This is a genomic window from Rhodococcus sp. C3V, assembly GCF_029269915.1.
Lineage (GTDB): Bacteria > Actinomycetota > Actinomycetes > Mycobacteriales > Mycobacteriaceae > Rhodococcus_F > Rhodococcus_F qingshengii.
Map to the genome: position 1 here is coordinate 216,874 of NZ_JARJBE010000001.1, position 17,466 is coordinate 234,339.

A 17,466-nucleotide genomic window follows, 5' to 3' on the forward strand; every position below is an offset into this window, starting at 1 on the left:
ACCGGGACGGATTCGATTGGTAGAGAGAACACATGTCGCAGACACAGGTAGAAGACACTGCAGTGAAGATTTCCGTCGAGGAATCGGTGGGACTCGGTTTCCTGACGCTCGATCGGCCGGCGCGGCGCAATCCGCTCTCGGCGGAGACCATGCGTGAGGTGACGGCTGCCCTTGTCGAATTGTCTGTAGACGAGCGCGTGCGGGTCGTGATCGTGCGCGCCGAAGGCCCGGTGTTCTCCGCCGGACACGATCTGACGGAGATGATCGGGAGAACCCTCGAGGACGAGCGGGCGATCTTCGACGGCTGTACCGAGATGATGGAGACCGTACAGCGGATTCCGCAGCCGGTGATTGCCGCAGTACAGGGCCCGGCTATCGCGGCGGGCTGCCAACTGGCCGCGTCGTGTGATCTGGTTGTTGCTGCGTCGAATGCTGTCTTCGGCACGCCGGGCGTCAAGATCGGACTGTTCTGCTCGACGCCCATGGTGGCGCTGAGCAGGGCAGTAGGGCGCAAGCGCTCGATGCAGATGTTGCTCACCGGGCAGACGATCGACGCCGACACCGCTGCGGACTGGGGTCTGGTGAACTTCGTCGTCGCGCCCGAAGACCTGGACCGAGAGGTGCGCGAACTGGCCGCCAAGATCACGACGGCCAGCCCCTTGACGGTGAAGATCGGTAAGCAGGCGTTCTATCGCCAGATCGATCTGCCGCAAGCGCAGGCGTACGAGGCGATGGCGGAAACCATGGCAACCAACGCCGTGACCTGCGACGCTCAGGAAGGTATGCAGGCCTTTGTGGACAAGCGAAAGCCCGAATGGCGCAATAAGTAACGATCGCTCTTCCGGTTTAGTTGGACGTCCTATAACCTGAGGCGCATGAGCCTGGATCCACGCACCAACACTGTCGACGGAGTGCTTCGGCGCTCGGCAGCCAAGTACCCCGACCGTGTAGCCGTCGTATTCGAAGATCGCACTCGCACCTACCGCGAACTCGACGACGCGGTGACGCGGGTCGCCGCCTACTTGCTCGGTCTGGGGCTCGAACAAGGCGACCGCGTCGCGGCATACGGAACCAACTCCGACGCCTATGCAATCGGATTTCTTGCCTGTGCACGAGCAGGTTTGGTGCATGTTCCCGTCAATTACGCACTGAAGGGGGAGGAACTCCGGTACCTCGTGGCGCAGTCAGGCGCCCGCGCGGTGTTGGTGGATCCGGCATTGGCGCCGACGCTCGACTCGGTACGCTCCGACCTCGATCTCGATCACGTGATCGCACTGCGGGACGCGGAACTGTCCGTGGTCACGATCGGTGAGGCGGGCGAGGTGCCGGTCTTCGAACCGCGTGCGACGTCGACCGATCTGGCGCAACTCCTGTACACCTCGGGCACCACCTCGAAGCCCAAGGGCGCCATGATGTCTCACGGTGCACTGGTTCACGAGTACGTGTCCTCGGTGATCGCGCTCGGCCTCGACAAGAACGACAACCCGCTGATCTGCATGCCGATGTACCACTCCGCGGGCATGCACGTCTTCATGCTGCCGTACCTGTCCGTCGGCGCGACGGTCAGTCTGATGCAGGCGCCGGACATCCCGGAAATCCTGCGCCGCGTCGAAGCCGAAAAGATCGGATCGCTGTTCCTGGCGCCGACCGTGTGGGTACCGCTGGCCAACCATCCGGACCTCGAGACCCGCGATCTGTCTTCGCTGAAGAAGGCGCAGTACGGCGCCTCGATCATGCCGGTCACCGTGCTCAATCGTCTGCGCGAGCGCTACCCGGACATCGGTTTCTACAACTGCTTCGGTCAGTCCGAAATCGGCCCACTGGCAACAGTTCTCCAGCCCAGCGAGCATGCTGATCGCCCGTCTTCCTGTGGTCGCGCGGTGTTCTTCGTCGAAACCCGCGTCGTCGACGCCGACGGAAACGATGTCGCCGACGGTGAGTCCGGCGAGGTTCTCTACCGCTCACCGCAGCTGTGCAACGGCTACTGGGAGAATCCGGAAGCCACCGCCGAGGCCTTCCGTGACGGCTGGTTCCATTCGGGCGATCTGGTCGTGCGGGACGAAGAAGGGTTCATCACGGTCGTCGACCGGATCAAGGACGTCATCAACACCGGCGGCATCCTGGTGGCGTCACGCGAGGTCGAAGATGCGGTCTACACGCACCCCGCCGTGGCAGAAGTTGCCGTGATCGGTACGCCCGACGAGAAGTGGATCGAGGCCGTCACCGCGATCGTCGTGCTCAAGGACGGCAACGACGCGTTGACGCCCGAGGCGTTGATTGCCCACGTCAAGGAGCGAATCGCTCCGTTCAAGGTGCCCAAGCATGTCCGTTTCGTGGCCGAGCTTCCGCGCAACCAGAGCGGCAAGCTACTGAAGCGGGAACTGCGCACCGTCTGAAGCTTGCTATAGGTTTTGCCTTACCTTCGGTTCGTTTTCAGGTCTTTGACTCCGATTGCCTCACGGTATTGACTTCGGGGGACGGCATGGACTTCGGAAACAGCAAGGTGAGTGGTGGGAATGCAGGTCGACGCAGATGACTTCGCAGATATCTTGGCGACTGCGCGGGAGTTCATCCGTAAGGAAGTAGTTCCGCGTGAGCAGGAGATAGCCGACACCGACGCCATTCCTGAGGACATACGCAAGAAGGCCGCAGCTATCGGGCTCTTCGGTTACGCGATCCCTCAGGAATGGGGTGGGCTCGGACTCGATCTCGCCCAAGACGTCGAACTGGCAATGGAATTCGGCTACACGTCTCTGGCGCTGCGTTCGATGTTCGGTACCAACAACGGAATTGCCGGACAGGTGCTGGTCGGCTTCGGTACCGACGAGCAGAAGGCTCAGTGGCTCGAGCGCATCGCCTCCGGTGATGTCGTGGCTTCCTTTGCTCTCACCGAACCGGGCGCGGGCTCCAACCCGGCCGGCCTTCGGACCAAGGCAGTGCTGGACGGATCCGACTGGGTGATCGACGGCAACAAGCGGTTCATCACCAATGCTCCACTGGCGCAGCTGTTCGTGGTGTTCGCGCGCACTCGCCCGGCGGATTCCGATGGTCCGGGAATTGCAGTGTTCCTGGTTCCGGCTGACACGCCAGGTGTCACGGTCGGTCCCAAGGACAAGAAGATGGGTCAGGAAGGTGCTTGGACCTCCGAGGTCACCTTCGACAACGTCCGAGTTCCCGAGTCGGCCCTCGTCGGTGGCGACCAGGACACCGGATACCGCGCAGCGATGACGTCTCTCGCGCGCGGACGAGTCCATATCGCGGCGCTCTCGGTGGGAGCAGCACAGCGAGCGCTCGACGAATCTGTCGCGTTCTCCGTGGTCACGGAACAGGGCGGCACCGCGATCGGCGACTTCCAGCTGGTTCAAGCGATGCTGGCAGACCAGCAAGCCGGTGTGATGGCAGGGCGCGCGATGGTGCGCGAGGTGGCCGCGCGGTACGTCAGCGGTGAGGATCGCCGTCTCGGGCCTTCGGCGGCAAAGCTTTTCTGCACCGAGATGGTGGGCAAGGTCGCAGATCTCGCCGTGCAGATCCACGGGGGCAACGGGTACATGCGCGGTGTTCCGGTCGAACGCATCTACCGTGAAGTTCGCCTGTTGCGCCTGTACGAGGGAACCAGCGAGATCCAGCGTCTGATTCTCGGTGGTGGGCTCGTGGCGCAAGCGAAAAAGCAAAACCAGCGCTGACACATTTTCCAGACGAGCTTTAACCTCACGAACGGAGTGGACATGGGATTGTTGGACGGCAAGGTTGCGGTAGTGACCGGCGGAGCCCAGGGCATCGGGCTCGAAATTGCGCGCACCTTCATCAAGGAAGGCGCGACCGTCGTTCTCGGCGACATCAACGAAACCGTGGGAACGGCTGCGGTCGCCGAACTCGGTGGAGAGTCGGTCGCCCGTTTCGCTTCCTGCGACGTGCGTGACTCCGGACAGGTCGAGGCCATGCTCGATCTGGCCGAAAGCGCTTTCGGTCCAGTCGATGTCATGGTCAACAACGCCGGCATGACGCGCGACGCCACGATGCGGAAGATGACCGAGCAGGACTTCGACGACGTGATCGCCGTTCACCTCAAGGGCGCCTGGAACGGAACACGCGCTGCCGCCGCCCGCATGCGCGAGCGTGAGACGGGCGCGATCGTGAACATCTCGTCCATCTCCGGCAAGGTGGGCATGCTCGGGCAGACCAACTACTCGGCCGCGAAGGCCGGGATCGTCGGTCTGACGAAGGCCGCGGCAAAAGAGGTCGCGTTCAAGAACGTTCGCGTCAACGCCGTTCAGCCCGGACTGGTCCGCACGGCGATGACCGAGGCGATGCCCGAACGGATCTGGAACGAGAAGCTTGCCGAGATTCCGATGGGGCGCGCAGCCGAGCCTTCGGAAGTTGCTTCGGTTGTGCTGTTCCTCGCGAGCGACCTCTCGAGCTACATGACCGGCACGGTTCTCGAGATCACCGGCGGCCGCCACATCTGATCCGTCCTGTTCGAGTGCAAGAATTCAGAGTGTGAGAATTCTGGGTGTAAAACTTCTGGGGTGACTACTGACATGGGACAGCCGAACTCGGATCTTCCGCTCGACGGAATCACCGTAGTTGCACTCGAACAGGCGGTGGCGGCACCGCTCGCCACCAGACATCTCGCGGACATGGGTGCGCGGGTGATCAAGATAGAACGCGTCGGCGAGGGTGACTTCGCGCGTCACTACGACCAGGCGGTTCACGGTCAGGCATCACACTTCGTGTGGCTCAACCGTTCCAAGGAATCGATCGCCGTCGATGTGAAGTCGGAAGCCGGCCGGCAGATCCTTCTCGATCTGGTCGCGCGAGCCGATGTGTTCCTGCAGAACCTGGCTCCCGACGCAGCCGCGAGACTGGGGTTCGGCGCGGAGGAACTGCGCGATAAATACCCACGGCTCATCGTGATCGACATGTCCGGCTACGGCAGTGCCGGCCCGCGGCGCGAGCGCAAGGCCTACGACATGTTGGTCCAAGCCGAGACCGGAATGATCTCCGTGACAGGCACACCGGAGACGGCCACCAAGACCGGCATCCCGGTCTCCGACATCGCGGCAGGAATGTACGCGCTGACTTCGATTCTGAGCGCCCTGTTCCGTAGAGAGCGAACGGGCAAGGGAGCGCTCGTCGAGGTCTCGATGTTCGATTCCACCGTCGAGTGGCTGGGCCATCCGATGTACATGAAAATGTATGCGGACAAGCAGATTCCACGTGTCGGTCTCGGCCATGCCGCGATCGTTCCCTACGATTCGTATCCCACGGCCGACGGCGAAATCCTGATCGGCGTCCAGAACGATCGTGGATGGCGAGCGCTGATGGTGGACGTGTTCGAGCGAGAGGATCTGGTCGATCATCCGCGTTACCGCACCAACATCGTGCGCGTCGAAAACCGTTGCGAGGTAGACGAATTGGTGGGCTCTCTGACGCGTCTGTACTCGACGACAGATCTGGATCAGCGTCTGGCCGCCGCTGGTGTTCCGGCCGCGGCACTCAACGACATGGCCGGTCTGCTGGAACATCCGCAGCTGGAGAAGCGTGCCAGATGGCGGTCCGTGGGCACCGAGAACGGTCCGATCGATGCCGTGCTGCCTCCGATGACGTATTCGGATGTCGAAATGCGCATGGGTGACGTTCCGGCCCTCGGCCAGCAGACGGATTCTCTGCTGGCCGAGTTGGGACTTACGGGCGACCGGATCGCGGAACTTCGCCGCGACGGATCGATTGGTTAACGCTTCTAGCGTCGAAGGTTCTCGAACACCGCGGCAATCCCTTGTCCGCCACCGATACACATGGTCTCGATCCCGTACCGTGCCTGGCGCCGGTCGAGTTCGCGCAGCAGATTGGCGAGGATCCGCCCACCGGTAGCGCCGACAGGATGTCCGAGCGAGATTCCGGAACCGTTGACGTTGAAGCGTTCTTCGATGTCCTGCGCGCTCAATCCCCAGGCTTTGGCGCACGCGAGAACCTGGGCGGCGAAGGCCTCGTTGACTTCGATGAGGTCGATGTCGTCGAGCGACAGATCGACACGGGAGAGAGCCTTCGCCACGGCAGGCACCGGTCCGATGCCCATCCGGTTCGGCTCCACACCGGCCACACCCCAGCTGACCAGTTTCGCGAACGGCCGCAGGCCCAGCCGTTCGGCGTTGGCCGCAGTGGTGACGATGGCCGCGGCTCCGGCGTCGTTCTGGCCGCAGGCGTTTCCGGCGGTGACTGTTGCTTCGGGGTCGACGCGACCTCGAATGGGGCGCAGTGCAGCAAGATCGGACAGTTGTATCCCTCGGCGCGGATGCTCGTCTTGGGTGACGACTGTCTGCTCACCACGGCGTCCGGGCACCGAAACGGGAATGGTCTCGTCGTCGAAGTACCCACTGTCTTGGGCGTGAACGGCCCGTTCGTGCGATCGCACCGCGTATCGGTCCTGCTCGTCGCGGGTGATCGAGTACTCCAGGCGCAAGTTCTCGGCGGTCTCGATCATGCCGCCTTCCACCGGAAAGTTGACTCCGCCGGAGTTCGTGCGCGGTTTGGCCAATCGGTCGTGGAACTCGACGGAAGGGCGCTTTGTGCCCCAACGCATGTCGGTGGAGTAGAACTCGGTTCCGCTCATGCTCTCGGCGCCGCCGGCGATGACCAGATCACTCATCCCGGTCTGTACCTGCATCGCGGCGTAGATGATCGCCTGCAATCCCGAACCGCAACGGCGATCGAGTTGTATTCCGGGAACGGACACGTCGAGACCGGCGTCGAGTGCCGCGATTCGCCCGATGGCCGCGGCCTCTCCGTTGGCGTACCCCTGACCGAAGATGACGTCGTCGACATCGGTGGACGCAATGCCGGTTCGTTCGACGAGGCCACGCACAACAGTGCCGGCGAGTGTGGTGACGGGAACGTCCTTGAAGACTCCGCCGAATCCGCCCACCGGGGTGCGAACGGGTTCACAGATGACTGCATCGTGCATGGAATGCGCCTGTCTCGAGGAGAGGTGGGGAATGCGTCGCGTGAACGGGCCGATCGAAGGGCCCACCGCGACCTGGCCACTCGAATATCCAGCACGCGTGGCGCGGTTGTCAACAGCAGGAACGACCTGTTCGGACATAGTTTCCGCCATACGGTTCGTATGCGAAATCGACTTTGACACATATACCGTTCGGGGATTGAATGGATACAGCGTCTCTGCCGCACACACGTCGCGGTGGGATGAAAGTTCCTGGAGTCGAATCAATTTCGTCGACCGGGAGGGCACGAAGTACCGACTGACAGGTGGAACAGTGACTCGTTTGGCGCAGACGGCGGGATTGACCGAAACTCAGACCGATATCGTCGGGGCGGTACGCGAGTTCGTCGATCGTGTGGTCATCCCCGCGGCGCAGGAACTCGAACACTCGGATACGTACCCGACCGACATCGTCAAGCAGATGAAGGACATGGGTCTGTTCGGACTGACCATCGACCCCGAGTACGGGGGTATCGGCGAATCATTGCTCACCTACGCGCTGTGCGTCGAAGAATTGGCCCGTGGATGGATGAGCGTGTCCGGTGTCATCAACACGCATTTCATCGTGGCTCACATGATTTCGGCGCACGGGACGCCGGAACAGAAGGCGAAGTACCTGCCGCGTTTGGCTTCCGGGGAACTCACCGGTGCATTTTCCATGTCGGAGCCTGCCCTCGGTTCCGATGTTGCTGCCATATCGACCAAGGCGAAGCGGACGGTCTCCGGCGATTACGTGATCACCGGCCAGAAGATGTGGCTGACCAACGGGGGTTCCTCGACCTTGGTGGCAGTCCTGGTCAAGACGGACGAGGGCGCGGAGAAGCCGCACAACAATCTGACGACGATATTGATCGAGAAACCCGCAGGTTTCGGCGAGGTACTCCCGGGCCTGACCATTCCGGGCAAGCTCGAGAAGATGGGGTACAAGGGAATCGACACCACGGAGATGATCTTCGACCGTTTCGAGATCGGAGCCGAGGAGGTTCTCGGTGGCACCCCTGGCTCGGGATTTCGGCACATGATGGACGGCGTCGAGGTCGGCCGGGTCAACGTCGCCGCGCGTGCCTGCGGAATTGCCCAGCGCGCTTTCGAACTGGCTGTCACCTACGCCAAGCAACGCGAGACTTTCGGCAAGCCGATCGCCGAGCATCAGGCCATCGCGTTCCGGATCGCCGAGATGGGCACCAAAGTCGAAGCGGCACATCTGATGATGGTCAACGCTGCCAGGCTCAAGGACTCGGGTGAGCGCAACGATGTCGCCGCGGGTATGGCGAAGTATCTGGCGAGTGAATTCTGCTCGGAGGTCACCCAGGACAGCTTCCGTATCCACGGCGGATACGGCTATTCCAAGGAATACGAGATCGAGCGGTTGATGCGTGAGGCGCCGTTCCTTCTGATCGGTGAAGGCACCAGCGACATCCAGAAGCAGATCATCAGCAAGGGCCTGCTTCGCACGTACAACTGAGCCGAGAAGCGGCACCGCGAATATGCGCGGTGCCGCTTTGTCGTGTCGGGTCAGCGGGTGAAGGCCAGGGTTGTCACCGGTGACCGGTTGCCGTATGCGTCAACGGCTTCGACGCGGGCTTCGTATGCGGTGCCCGCTGCGGCATCGGGAATCGGAATGTCGAGGCTGTTCGGCCGCGGCATGAAGTAGAAGTCCGAGAGCACCTTCGACGAGACCACCTTCGCTCCGGTGGCTGTGTCCGTGACCTCGACGGCGTAGTGGTGCACCATCTGATCGTCCTTGGCCTGCGCGATCCTCAGTGCGGTCGCACCGTTTTCGCCGGTCGTCACCGAGAGCGGAGTGCTCGAGGTGAACTCCGGCGCGTGCGTGTTCCGTGCGCCCGAGGTGTAGCGGAAGTTGTCCTTGATCTGCTGGTTGGTCGACCCGTCGAGTTCGACCGTCCACCCCGAACCGCTCAGCGTGCCCGCGCTCGAGTACGGCGGCTGCCAGTTGGCTGACCACGCGCCACCGGCGTAGATGTCGTGCTTGTCTGCCGCCATGTTGATTCGGTTGATTTCCGTGCGGTCCTGGTAGACCTCGACGAAGAGCGCTTGGGCAGTGGGTGATTCGAAACGGTTCGCGAGACCGGACTCGGTCACCATCTGGTAGCCGTGATCGATTTCGATGTACGACATCGAGCCGTCGTTGACCGACGTGAAGTCACGCTGATGGATCGACCGGTCGTCGTTGTTGTTCAGATGTGAGTGCCCGGAGAAGAAGATTGCCTGAGGGAAGGCACTCAGGTCTTCGGTCAATCGAGGGTTCGACGCCTGCTGCCCGTCCATGGCTGTGTTGCTTGCCGGCCGGTGTCCCTGGACCAGGATCGGCTTGGTCAGGTTCCCGGACTCCGCGGTGATTTCGGTCAGGCGGGACTTCAGCCAATTGCGTTGCGCTGAATCATTGTTGTAGGTTTCGGTGTTGACCGTGAAGAGATGGACACCATTGACGTCGGATTCGTAGTATCCGCCACCGGAATCCGGGAACCACTCCGCCGGATATCCGGCTCTGATCGCCGCGAGACTTGCATCGTGATTGCCGTTGGAGATCAGGAGTTGTGTGTCGTTCATGCCCTTTCGGGCGAGGTTTGCCTGGAAGATTTCTGCGACGATCTTGTGGTCGGGCCCCTTGCCGTCTCCGTTGTCGTTGATCATGTCCCCGTTGGAGAGGATGGCGTCGGGTTTCGGGAAGATGGAACCGATTGTGTCGAAGAAGCTTTCGTACTTCTTGTCGTTGTTCGCGTGATCGCCGACGTGGACGTCGGACATCACGACGACCTGAGCCAGCGGCTTTTCCGAGGTCTTGATCAGGTAGCCGAACGAGACGGCCGCGCTCGCGTGATCGCCGCGGAAAGCTGCGACAGTGACGTTGGTGTCCTGTGCGATGTGCAGCGGACGTCCCGGCGTGGCAGCTTGGCTGTCGGTGGTGGGTGTCGTTCCGTCCACGGTGTAGCGGACGGTGGCGCCGCGCTCGGCGGTGAAGGTCAGGTCGACGGGGTGCTCGTACCGTCCGCCGGGGACGCTGACGCCGGGCGCTGCGGGCGGCGTGTTGTTCTCGCCCGAAGAGCTGCCCCATTCGAAGGACGAACTGCCCCAGCCGGGTTCGGCGTGGGATTCGGCGGGGGCGATGCCGGGAACGGCGAGAGCCGCTGTCACGGCTGCTATCGCGATGGTCGTACGTCTCACGAGGATTCCTTGTCTTCGACGCGGTGGTTCAGACCTATCCGTAATTGGTCTGGACCAATTACGGTAGGTGGCGCCGGGTAGAAGAAGGTGTGTCCTGAATGTCCGATTAATGAAGCGTGTGTGAACACCCTGCAGTGCTTGGTACCGGTATACCCGGCTGCGTTTATGGCAAAGTCGATGGAGTGGACCTACGTCAGATCGAGTACTTCCTTGCCGTTGCCGGTGGTGAGTCCTTGTCGACGGCTGCGCAGAATCTGTCGGTCACCAAGCCGTCGCTGTCGCAGGGTATTCGTGGCCTCGAGCGTGAACTCGGAGTCGAACTGTTTCACCGCGTCGGTCGCGGTTTGGTGCTGACGGCAGCAGGTCGGGCATTGGTAGGGCCGGCGAGGCAGATGACTCGCAGCAGCGCGGCCGCGTTCGACGTCGCGATCGGTACGGCCGACGAGCCTCGTGGCCGGCTCGACATCTGCTCCGCGGCACATGGTCTCGAAGGTCCGATCGCACGCATCGTGGCAGACTTTCGTGAGCGGTGGCCTGCTGTGACCGTTCGGGTCGGTGAGTTGCCGCAGGGTGCAACGTCTGAGCAGGTGTTGGCAGACGGCGCGTGCGAGGTGGTCTTCAGTTACTGGCCACCCGACATGTCGGCGCTGTCCACGAAAGTGTTGGGGGTGAACGAGTACTGGCTGGCAGTGCCGTCGGGGGTTCATCCTGACGTCTGGCCGAATGGTGTGAAACCCGCTGCGGGAGAGCCGGTGTCATTGACGGCATTGCCCGATCTCCCCGTGGTGGGTGTGCTCAAACACTCGCGGGCTCGCCTTGCCATCGAGTCGTCTCTGCAGGCCGCCGGGGCCCGGACTCGGATGTCGACGGAGTTGGCGCAGCGGGAGACCGTCGGCGCGTTCGTCTTTGCTGGTTTGGGCATGGCATTCATGGAGCGTTCGTTGGCCGAGAGATCGGTCGCGTCCGGCGCGGAGATATTTCCGGTGGAGCCGGCGATCTCACTGAATTACGGCGTCGAGTTCGATCCGGAGACGCTCTCGCCGTTGGGCAGGCTGTTCGTGGAGGGCTTGTGACGTGGGGAGATGTTCTCGATGTACGCAGACCCGGCCGGTGAGAGCGGGCCGTCGCGGTAGACCAAGATCGTCTGCCGGGTGATCGGTGGGAAAAGCGAGCGAACCTCAGATGCCGGGGAGTCTTGTTCGGCGATCGATCTGGGCAGCAGCGCGGCGCCTACACCTTGCCCGACCATTTCCCGGACAGCAAGGCGATCTGGCACTTCCACGACGACGTCGGTGAGTTCCAGATCGTCGTCGATCGAGTGCCCGCGCCGAACTGCGGATGCCTCGACCACCATCGGCAGGCGCGCGACCACGGTGCGCGGAACCGGATCGGGGAGGTCTGTGGCCAGGCGAATGGGGATCGACAAGACCGTTTCCTGGGTGCTCACGGCAATTTCTCGAAGCCCGTCGGAGACTTCGGCACCCGGGTGGGTCTCGAGAAACCCGAGTTCACACGTACCTGCTCTGACGAGCGCGCGCACGTCCTGTGCGTTGGCGGAGGCGTTCGTGGAGAACCGAATTCCGGGTGCCGTCAGATGGAGGCGTCCGGCGACCTCTGCAACAGGGTCGATGGCGAGATCGGACTGAACTGCTATGGCGAGTTCCCCGGCGCGCAAAGCGGTTACCGCAGCCACCGCGGCCTCGGCCCGAGCAACGTCGGCGAGCAACGTACGGGCAGAATCGGCAACTGCCAGTCCGACCGTGGTGGGAGCCAGACCGCGAGTGGTGCGCTCGAAGAGTGTGGCTCCGAGAGCTCGTTCGAGGTTGCGCACGGCCTGCGAGAGGGACGGTTGCGAGATACGCAGGACGTCCGCGGCGGCAGTGACGCTGCCGTGATCGACGACCGCGACGAGATACTGCGCGCTGCGTATGTCCATGCCGGGTGCCTGCATCTGACGAATTCTCCCAGATGACGGAGCCTTGGCGGCGGTGACTTGCTGCGACCTGCGGACATAGGTCTGAGCTATGGCTCTGTGCGCCTTCTCGTCTTTGTGGCGCAGGCCATAGCGATGGTCGACTGTTCCAGTACCACCGACCGCGGTTCGTGCTCGGTGAGTACCTGGAACACAGGAGCGTGATGTGAGCGAGCTTCACCTACCCAACCGGATACGCCACTCGGCGTCGACACGGCCGTCCGATCCGGCAATCACGTGCGGCGACCGAACGTTGACTTGGGCTGAGCTGGATGGCGAGACCAGCACCTTGGCGAGTGTGCTGGCAGAAGTGACCACAACGGGTGCTCGTGTCGGTGCGCTACTGCGTATGGGGCTCGAAGGTGCGGAAACCTTCATCGCATGTGCGAAGGCAGGCGCTGTGTTCATACCGTTGAACTGGCGGCTCAACCCACTCGAACTCGTCGACATCGCCGAGGACGCGGAGCTCGACGTCTTGATCGTCGATGACGAGTTCGCCGCGGGGGCGGCGGCGATGTCCGCAGCGTTGCCGGACATCGAGGTCATAACCGTGGGAGCTGCAGGGGGCCTGCCGGATTCGCGAACCTGGGCGGAGTTCGTGGCATCAGGTACCGGTGTCGACCCCGGACACGGGCACGATCCGGACGCAGCAGTTCTGCAGCTGTACACGTCCGGGACAACCGGCCGGCCCAAGGGCGTCGTGGCCACGCACCGGAATCTGTACAACGAGCCCGAGGGGTTCGATGTCTACGAATTCGGTTCGAATGCAGTCGCACTCGATGCACTTCCCCTCTTTCACATCGCCGGTGCCGGCTGGATGAGTACATGCTTGTCGGCCGGAGTGCCTTTGGTGCTGCTCGGAGACATGGCGCCGGCTCGGGTCGCTGATGCCATCGCGACCCACCGCGTCACCCACGCATTTCTGGTGCCTGCAGTCATTCAGACGCTGGTAGATCTGCCGACTCTCGACAGTTTCGATCTGACCAGCCTGGAGGTGGTCGCCTATGGGGCGTCACCGATCACTCCGGCGCTCCTCGCCCACGCGATGACTGTCTTGAACTGCAAATTCGTTCAGCGATACGGGATGACCGAGACGACGGGTTCGGTATCCGTCCTTCGTGCTTACGACCATCATGTGAGCGGGCCGCGTTCGGAGTTGCTTCGCTCTGCGGGCAAGCCGATGATCGGCGTCGAGATCTCGATTCGAGACGTCACCACTGGTGAGGAATTGCCGCCCAATAATTCCGGTGAGATCGTCGCGCGCAGTAGAAACAACACTCGCGGATACTGGCGACGTGACCGTGAGACCGCCGAATTGTTCACCCACGACGGTTTCCTCCGAACGGGGGACGCCGGCCATCTGGACGACGAGGGGTATCTGTTCGTCACCGATCGACTCAAGGACATGATCATCACCGGCGGAGAGAACGTCTATCCGATCGAGGTGGAATCCATTCTGGCCGAGCACCCCTCGGTCGCCGAGGTCGCGGTGGTCGGGGTTCCCGACAAGCGCTGGGGTGAATCCGTGACCGCAGTGGTCAAACTGGTCGACGGTGCCGACGTGCCGAGCGTCGACGAGTTGATCGCTTTCAGCACAGCGAAGTTGGCGTCGTACAAGAAACCTCGCCAGATCCATTTCGTGGACTCCCTACCTCGCAACGCGAGCGGAAAACTGCTCAAGTCGAGCCTGCGGACCATGCTGAACGCGAGCGGAGAAGCATCATGATCGTGACCGAAGACGTCGGTGTCGCACAACGTGAGGCATGGGCGAACAAAGTCCTTCCACCGGTCGAACAGGTGCGGGACGGATTGTGGTCGATCCCCGTTCCCATGCCGGACAACCCTTTGCGTTACGTACTCGTCTACGCACTCGCGCTCGACGACGGACTTGCCCTCATCGACGTCGGTTGGGATCACGAACAGTCCTGGCAGGCTCTCGTCGACGGCATAGCATCGATCGGATACCACGTTTCCGAAGTGCGCTATGCGGCAATCACGCACCTGCATCCCGATCACTTCGGCCTGGCGCCGCGTCTTCGGCAGGTCAGCGGCGCAACGCTTGCGATGCATGTGGCCGACGCGACGCTCCTCGGATACCACGGTCCCGAGCAGACCCGCGACGACATCAGTGGCTGGAACCTGCAATTGTCCGAACTCGGCGCACCGGCCGAAGTGCTCGACGCGTCTCGGGTCGACCTGGTGCGGTTCGCCGAGCACGAAACCATCGACATTGTTCTGGGAGATGGGGATTCACTCAACCTGCCCGGTTGGAATCTCCGCGCCCAGTGGACACCGGGGCACACTCCCGGACATCTCTGCTTCGTGGAAGAGGCCAGAGGCTTGTTGTTCAGCGGCGATCACATGCTGCCGAGGATCAGCCCGAACATCTCCACGATTCCCGGTGAACTCGAGAACCCACTTCATCGTTATCTTCTCTCGCTCGAGGCGACGACAACACTGGGCGAGTGCGAAGTGCTTCCGGCACATGAATATCGATTCCGTGGGATCGCCGATCGTGCACGTCAATTGATGGGGCACCACGAGGAGCGATTGGCGGAGATCGTGGCTGCGGTGCAGGATGAGCCCGAATCCACGGCCTGGGAACTCTCACGCACGATCTCCTGGTCTCGCCCGTTCGAACAGATGTCGCCGCGACTACTTCGCTTGGCAGTCCGCGAAACCCATGCTCATCTTGTTGTTTTGGCCAAGCGGGAGATCGTGACACCGTCCGGCGGCACACCCGTGCGCTGGAGCATTCGCGCGCAGTGACCTTTCAAGAATCTCATCACGGAAGTAGGAACCGAACATGAGCGTCGTGCTCACCGACTTCGCCGACGGCGTTGCCGTCATCACCCTCAATCGTCCCGAGGCCAAGAACGCGGTCAATCTCGAACTTGCCGAAGCCTTGGCTGCGGCCATCGACGAGTTCGAGGAACGCCCCGATCTCACCATCGGCATTCTGACCGGAGCTGGTGGAACCTTCTGCGCCGGTATGGATCTGAAGGGATTTGCGCGCGGAGAGCGGCCATCGCTACCGGGTCGTGGTTTTGCCGGTCTGACCGAGGCTCCGCCGTCGAAGCCGCTGATCGCAGCCGTCGAAGGTTGGGCACTCGCCGGCGGTTGCGAACTGGCCTTGGCGGCCGACTTGATCGTGGCGTCCACGGACGCGAAATTCGGCCTGCCCGAGGTGAAGCGGGGACTTGCCGCGGCCGCCGGCGGACTCCTACGTCTGCCGAAAATTCTTCCGTATCAGTTGGCCATGGAAATCGCGATCACGGGGGATCCGCTCAGTGCCACCGTGGCGCACCATCACGGCTTGGTCAATCGGCTCGCCGAACCGGGACAGGCGCTGACCGTCGCACGCGAGCTTGCGGCCCGAGTAGCGGCTAACGGTCCACTGGCTGTTCGCGCGACCAAGCAGGTACTGGCAATGTCCGCCAAGTACACCGATCCGGATGCCTTTGTGGCGCAACGCGAATTCATCGATCCGGTCTTCACCTCTCGTGATGCCAAGGAGGGCGCCACGGCATTTGCCGAGAAGCGCTCTCCCGTGTGGAGTGGTTCATGAGTGCCGAGACGATCGAGCGTGCGGCCGTAAGCATCGAACGAGACGGTGCTGTCGCGACGATTGTTCTCTGTCGGCCGCACCGCCGCAACGCTCTCGATCTCGACGCCTGGATCGCTCTACGTGAAGCAGTCCTCGAACTTCAAGAGGACGCGCAGATTCGCTCGGTGATCCTGACCGGCGCGGATGGGACCTTCTGCGCGGGCTCCGATCTGGACAAGCGTGGCTCGTCGCACCCGCTCGATCGCATGCGTGTCATCAACGCAACGGCAATCGCACTGAGTGAGTTTCCCAAACCTCTGGTGGCGAAGGTCGACGGGTTTGCCGTCGGAGCCGGATGGAACATGGCGTTGCTCTGCGACTTCGTCGTGGCGGCCAAGGGTGCGAAGTTCAGCCAGATCTTTGCCAAACGGGGGTTGTCTGTCGACTTCGGTGGTTCGTGGATCCTGCCGAGACTGGTCGGCCTCCAACAAGCCAAGCGACTGGTGATGCTTGCCGAGACGATCGACGCACAGGAAGCCTACGAGCTCGGGTTGGTGACTTATCTGGTCGAACCGGCCGAGCTGGACGAACACACGTCAACACTGGCGCAGCGGCTCGCCGCCGGCCCGCCGGCCGCACTGAGTCAGTCTGCCGCCATGCTCGAACGTCACACCTCCCTCTCGTTGCGGGAGGCCTTGGACAACGAGGCGAGGGCGCAAGCGGTCAATTTTGCGACGGATGCCACCGACGCGGTTCGTGCCTTCGTGGAAAAGCGGGAGCCGATCTTCACCGGAGAGTGGGCCGTACCAGGGGCAACTCGGGTGGAGTGAGCGACGGATCGCTGGTCGTATGATGGATGAGTGGATCTGCACTTCGTCACCTACTTCGTCGCTGTTGTCGACCACGGTGGGATAACGAAGGCCGCTCAGGCTCTCTACATTTCGCAGCCCTCTCTGTCACAGGCAATTCGTACGCTCGAGCGTCGACTCGGCGCCACGCTGTTCGACCGGACGGGCAGGCGGTTGGTTCTTACCGACGCGGGCCGCACGTTCGATCTCGCGGCCAGGAGAATCCTTGCCGACGTCGAGCGCGCGAAGGCGAAAGTGACCGCCGTTCGCGAACTCGAGTTCGGTCGTGTCGACGTCGTCTCGTACTCGGCGTTCTCGATCGATCCGATGGTCGAGTTGGTCCGGCGATTCCGGGCCAACTTCCCGAAGATCGTCGTGCGTGTTCTCGACACGTACGGCCCGGCCGGGGTCGACAATGCGTTGCGGCGAGGGTCGGCCGAGGTCGGCGTCACCGATCTGAGTATCGGGTACGAAGGTTTGGTCACGGCTCCGATTGCCACTCAGGAGTTGGTGCTCGCCACCCATGCGTCGTTGTCCGGCCGACTTGCAACGCCGTTGGCGGATCCGGTTCCGCGAGCGCTCTTGCACAGTTTGCCGCTTGTGGTCGATCTCGGTGATCAATCGAATCAGTTCCGGGGCTTGCTCAGCGAAGGCGCCGAGAACGTAGTCGTGGACTGTGTCCACCCTGTGACCACGTGGGAACTCGTGCGTCGAGGAATCGGCGCCACTGTAGTGCCGAGAAGGGTTGCACAACAGCAGATGACAGACGTCTGCGCCTTCTCCTTCGATCCGCCGCTGACACGCGACGTCGGTATCGTCTATCGCTCGGGCGAGCAATCCCCGGCGGCCGCTGCATTCATCGCGACGGCTGCGGAAATGGCCACCTCCGCCGTTCCGTCCACGGAAGAGGAGTGAA

General features: G+C 62.5%; 15 protein-coding genes. 12 read left to right on the forward strand and 3 right to left on the reverse strand.

The window, feature by feature from the left end; translation table 11 throughout:
- Nucleotides 1–32: 32 nt before the first annotated feature.
- From P3G66_RS01155 to P3G66_RS01175, 5 genes are all read left to right on the forward strand, one after another.
- The gene (locus P3G66_RS01155; protein WP_003939812.1) at nucleotides 33–830 is read left to right on the forward strand and encodes an enoyl-CoA hydratase; all 798 of its coding nucleotides are present in this window, start codon (nucleotides 33–35) and stop codon (nucleotides 828–830) included.
- Nucleotides 831–875: 45 nt separating this feature from the next.
- Entirely contained in the window at nucleotides 876–2,396 is a 1,521-nt protein-coding gene (locus tag P3G66_RS01160) for an acyl-CoA synthetase (RefSeq protein ID WP_193594917.1), read from the forward strand.
- A gap of 120 nt (nucleotides 2,397–2,516) precedes the next feature.
- A complete protein-coding gene (locus P3G66_RS01165; protein ID WP_042923971.1) occupies nucleotides 2,517–3,683 on the forward strand; it encodes an acyl-CoA dehydrogenase family protein in 1,167 nt (388 codons plus the stop codon).
- A 42-nt stretch (nucleotides 3,684–3,725) separates the two neighbouring features.
- Nucleotides 3,726–4,466, forward strand: coding sequence for a 3-oxoacyl-ACP reductase FabG (fabG, locus tag P3G66_RS01170; protein ID WP_003940214.1), 741 nt, complete (start codon nucleotides 3,726–3,728; stop codon nucleotides 4,464–4,466).
- Nucleotides 4,467–4,538: 72 nt separating this feature from the next.
- The gene (locus P3G66_RS01175) at nucleotides 4,539–5,735 is read left to right on the forward strand and encodes a CaiB/BaiF CoA-transferase family protein (protein ID WP_073513355.1); all 1,197 of its coding nucleotides are present in this window, start codon (nucleotides 4,539–4,541) and stop codon (nucleotides 5,733–5,735) included.
- Nucleotides 5,736–5,740: 5 nt separating this feature from the next.
- Here P3G66_RS01175 and P3G66_RS01180 read toward each other — a convergent pair whose 3' ends face one another.
- Nucleotides 5,741–6,961 (reverse strand): acetyl-CoA C-acetyltransferase, encoded by a 1,221-nt coding sequence (locus P3G66_RS01180; RefSeq protein ID WP_276116083.1) that lies wholly within the window; start codon nucleotides 6,959–6,961, stop codon nucleotides 5,741–5,743.
- Nucleotides 6,962–7,271: 310 nt separating this feature from the next.
- Here P3G66_RS01180 and P3G66_RS01185 point away from each other — a divergent pair, with 310 nt between their 5' ends.
- Nucleotides 7,272–8,462: an acyl-CoA dehydrogenase family protein gene (locus P3G66_RS01185; protein WP_276116084.1), complete on the forward strand. Its 1,191-nt coding sequence runs from the start codon at nucleotides 7,272–7,274 to the stop codon at nucleotides 8,460–8,462.
- 50 nt (nucleotides 8,463–8,512) lie between these two features.
- On the opposite strand, the gene P3G66_RS01190 is transcribed toward P3G66_RS01185, so the two are convergent.
- A complete protein-coding gene (locus P3G66_RS01190) occupies nucleotides 8,513–10,183 on the reverse strand; it encodes a chitobiase/beta-hexosaminidase C-terminal domain-containing protein (RefSeq protein WP_007729525.1) in 1,671 nt (556 codons plus the stop codon).
- A 182-nt stretch (nucleotides 10,184–10,365) separates the two neighbouring features.
- On the opposite strand from P3G66_RS01190, the gene P3G66_RS01195 reads away from it, so the two are divergent.
- Nucleotides 10,366–11,256 carry a LysR family transcriptional regulator gene (locus P3G66_RS01195; protein ID WP_030537198.1) on the forward strand — a complete coding sequence of 297 codons (891 nt, stop codon included), beginning with the start codon at nucleotides 10,366–10,368 and terminating at the stop codon, nucleotides 11,254–11,256.
- On the opposite strand, the gene P3G66_RS01200 is transcribed toward P3G66_RS01195, so the two are convergent.
- Nucleotides 11,190–12,119, reverse strand: coding sequence for a LysR family transcriptional regulator (locus P3G66_RS01200; protein ID WP_037128875.1), 930 nt, complete (start codon nucleotides 12,117–12,119; stop codon nucleotides 11,190–11,192). The genes P3G66_RS01195 and P3G66_RS01200 overlap by 67 nt on opposite strands.
- Nucleotides 12,120–12,321: 202 nt before the next feature.
- Here P3G66_RS01200 and P3G66_RS01205 point away from each other — a divergent pair, with 202 nt between their 5' ends.
- The 5 genes from P3G66_RS01205 to P3G66_RS01225 are packed head-to-tail and all read left to right on the forward strand — an operon-like array spanning nucleotide 12,322 to nucleotide 17,465.
- On the forward strand, nucleotides 12,322–13,881 hold the full coding sequence (locus P3G66_RS01205) for a long-chain-fatty-acid--CoA ligase (RefSeq protein WP_276116085.1): 1,560 nt from the start codon (nucleotides 12,322–12,324) through the stop codon (nucleotides 13,879–13,881).
- Nucleotides 13,878–14,924: an MBL fold metallo-hydrolase gene (locus P3G66_RS01210; protein ID WP_042448546.1), complete on the forward strand. Its 1,047-nt coding sequence runs from the start codon at nucleotides 13,878–13,880 to the stop codon at nucleotides 14,922–14,924. Before P3G66_RS01205 ends, P3G66_RS01210 begins: the two co-directional genes overlap by 4 nt.
- A gap of 37 nt (nucleotides 14,925–14,961) precedes the next feature.
- Complete coding sequence (locus P3G66_RS01215; RefSeq protein WP_276116086.1) at nucleotides 14,962–15,723, forward strand: crotonase/enoyl-CoA hydratase family protein; 762 nt, start codon at nucleotides 14,962–14,964, stop codon at nucleotides 15,721–15,723.
- Nucleotides 15,720–16,532 carry an enoyl-CoA hydratase-related protein gene (locus P3G66_RS01220; RefSeq protein ID WP_030537193.1) on the forward strand — a complete coding sequence of 271 codons (813 nt, stop codon included), beginning with the start codon at nucleotides 15,720–15,722 and terminating at the stop codon, nucleotides 16,530–16,532. The genes P3G66_RS01215 and P3G66_RS01220 overlap by 4 nt, the downstream gene beginning before the upstream one ends.
- A gap of 30 nt (nucleotides 16,533–16,562) precedes the next feature.
- Nucleotides 16,563–17,465, forward strand: a complete 903-nt coding sequence (locus tag P3G66_RS01225; RefSeq protein WP_007729501.1) for a LysR family transcriptional regulator — start codon at nucleotides 16,563–16,565, stop codon at nucleotides 17,463–17,465.
- Nucleotide 17,466 lies beyond the last annotated feature (1 nt).

Excerpts from the sequence above, each read along its gene's own strand:
- P3G66_RS01155 (WP_003939812.1), top strand. The coding sequence starts at position 33 with ATGTCGCAGACACAGGTAGAAGACACTGCAGTGAAGATTTCCGTCGAG.
- P3G66_RS01160 (WP_193594917.1), top strand. The coding sequence starts at position 876 with ATGAGCCTGGATCCACGCACCAACACTGTCGACGGAGTGCTTCGGCGC.
- P3G66_RS01165 (WP_042923971.1), top strand. The coding sequence starts at position 2,517 with ATGCAGGTCGACGCAGATGACTTCGCAGATATCTTGGCGACTGCGCGG.
- fabG (WP_003940214.1), top strand. The coding sequence starts at position 3,726 with ATGGGATTGTTGGACGGCAAGGTTGCGGTAGTGACCGGCGGAGCCCAG.
- P3G66_RS01175 (WP_073513355.1), top strand. The coding sequence starts at position 4,539 with ATGGGACAGCCGAACTCGGATCTTCCGCTCGACGGAATCACCGTAGTT.
- P3G66_RS01180 (WP_276116083.1), bottom strand. The coding sequence starts at position 6,961 with ATGCACGATGCAGTCATCTGTGAACCCGTTCGCACCCCGGTGGGCGGA.
- P3G66_RS01200 (WP_037128875.1), bottom strand. The coding sequence starts at position 12,119 with ATGGACATACGCAGCGCGCAGTATCTCGTCGCGGTCGTCGATCACGGC.
- P3G66_RS01210 (WP_042448546.1), top strand. The coding sequence starts at position 13,878 with ATGATCGTGACCGAAGACGTCGGTGTCGCACAACGTGAGGCATGGGCG.
- P3G66_RS01215 (WP_276116086.1), top strand. The coding sequence starts at position 14,962 with ATGAGCGTCGTGCTCACCGACTTCGCCGACGGCGTTGCCGTCATCACC.
- P3G66_RS01220 (WP_030537193.1), top strand. The coding sequence starts at position 15,720 with ATGAGTGCCGAGACGATCGAGCGTGCGGCCGTAAGCATCGAACGAGAC.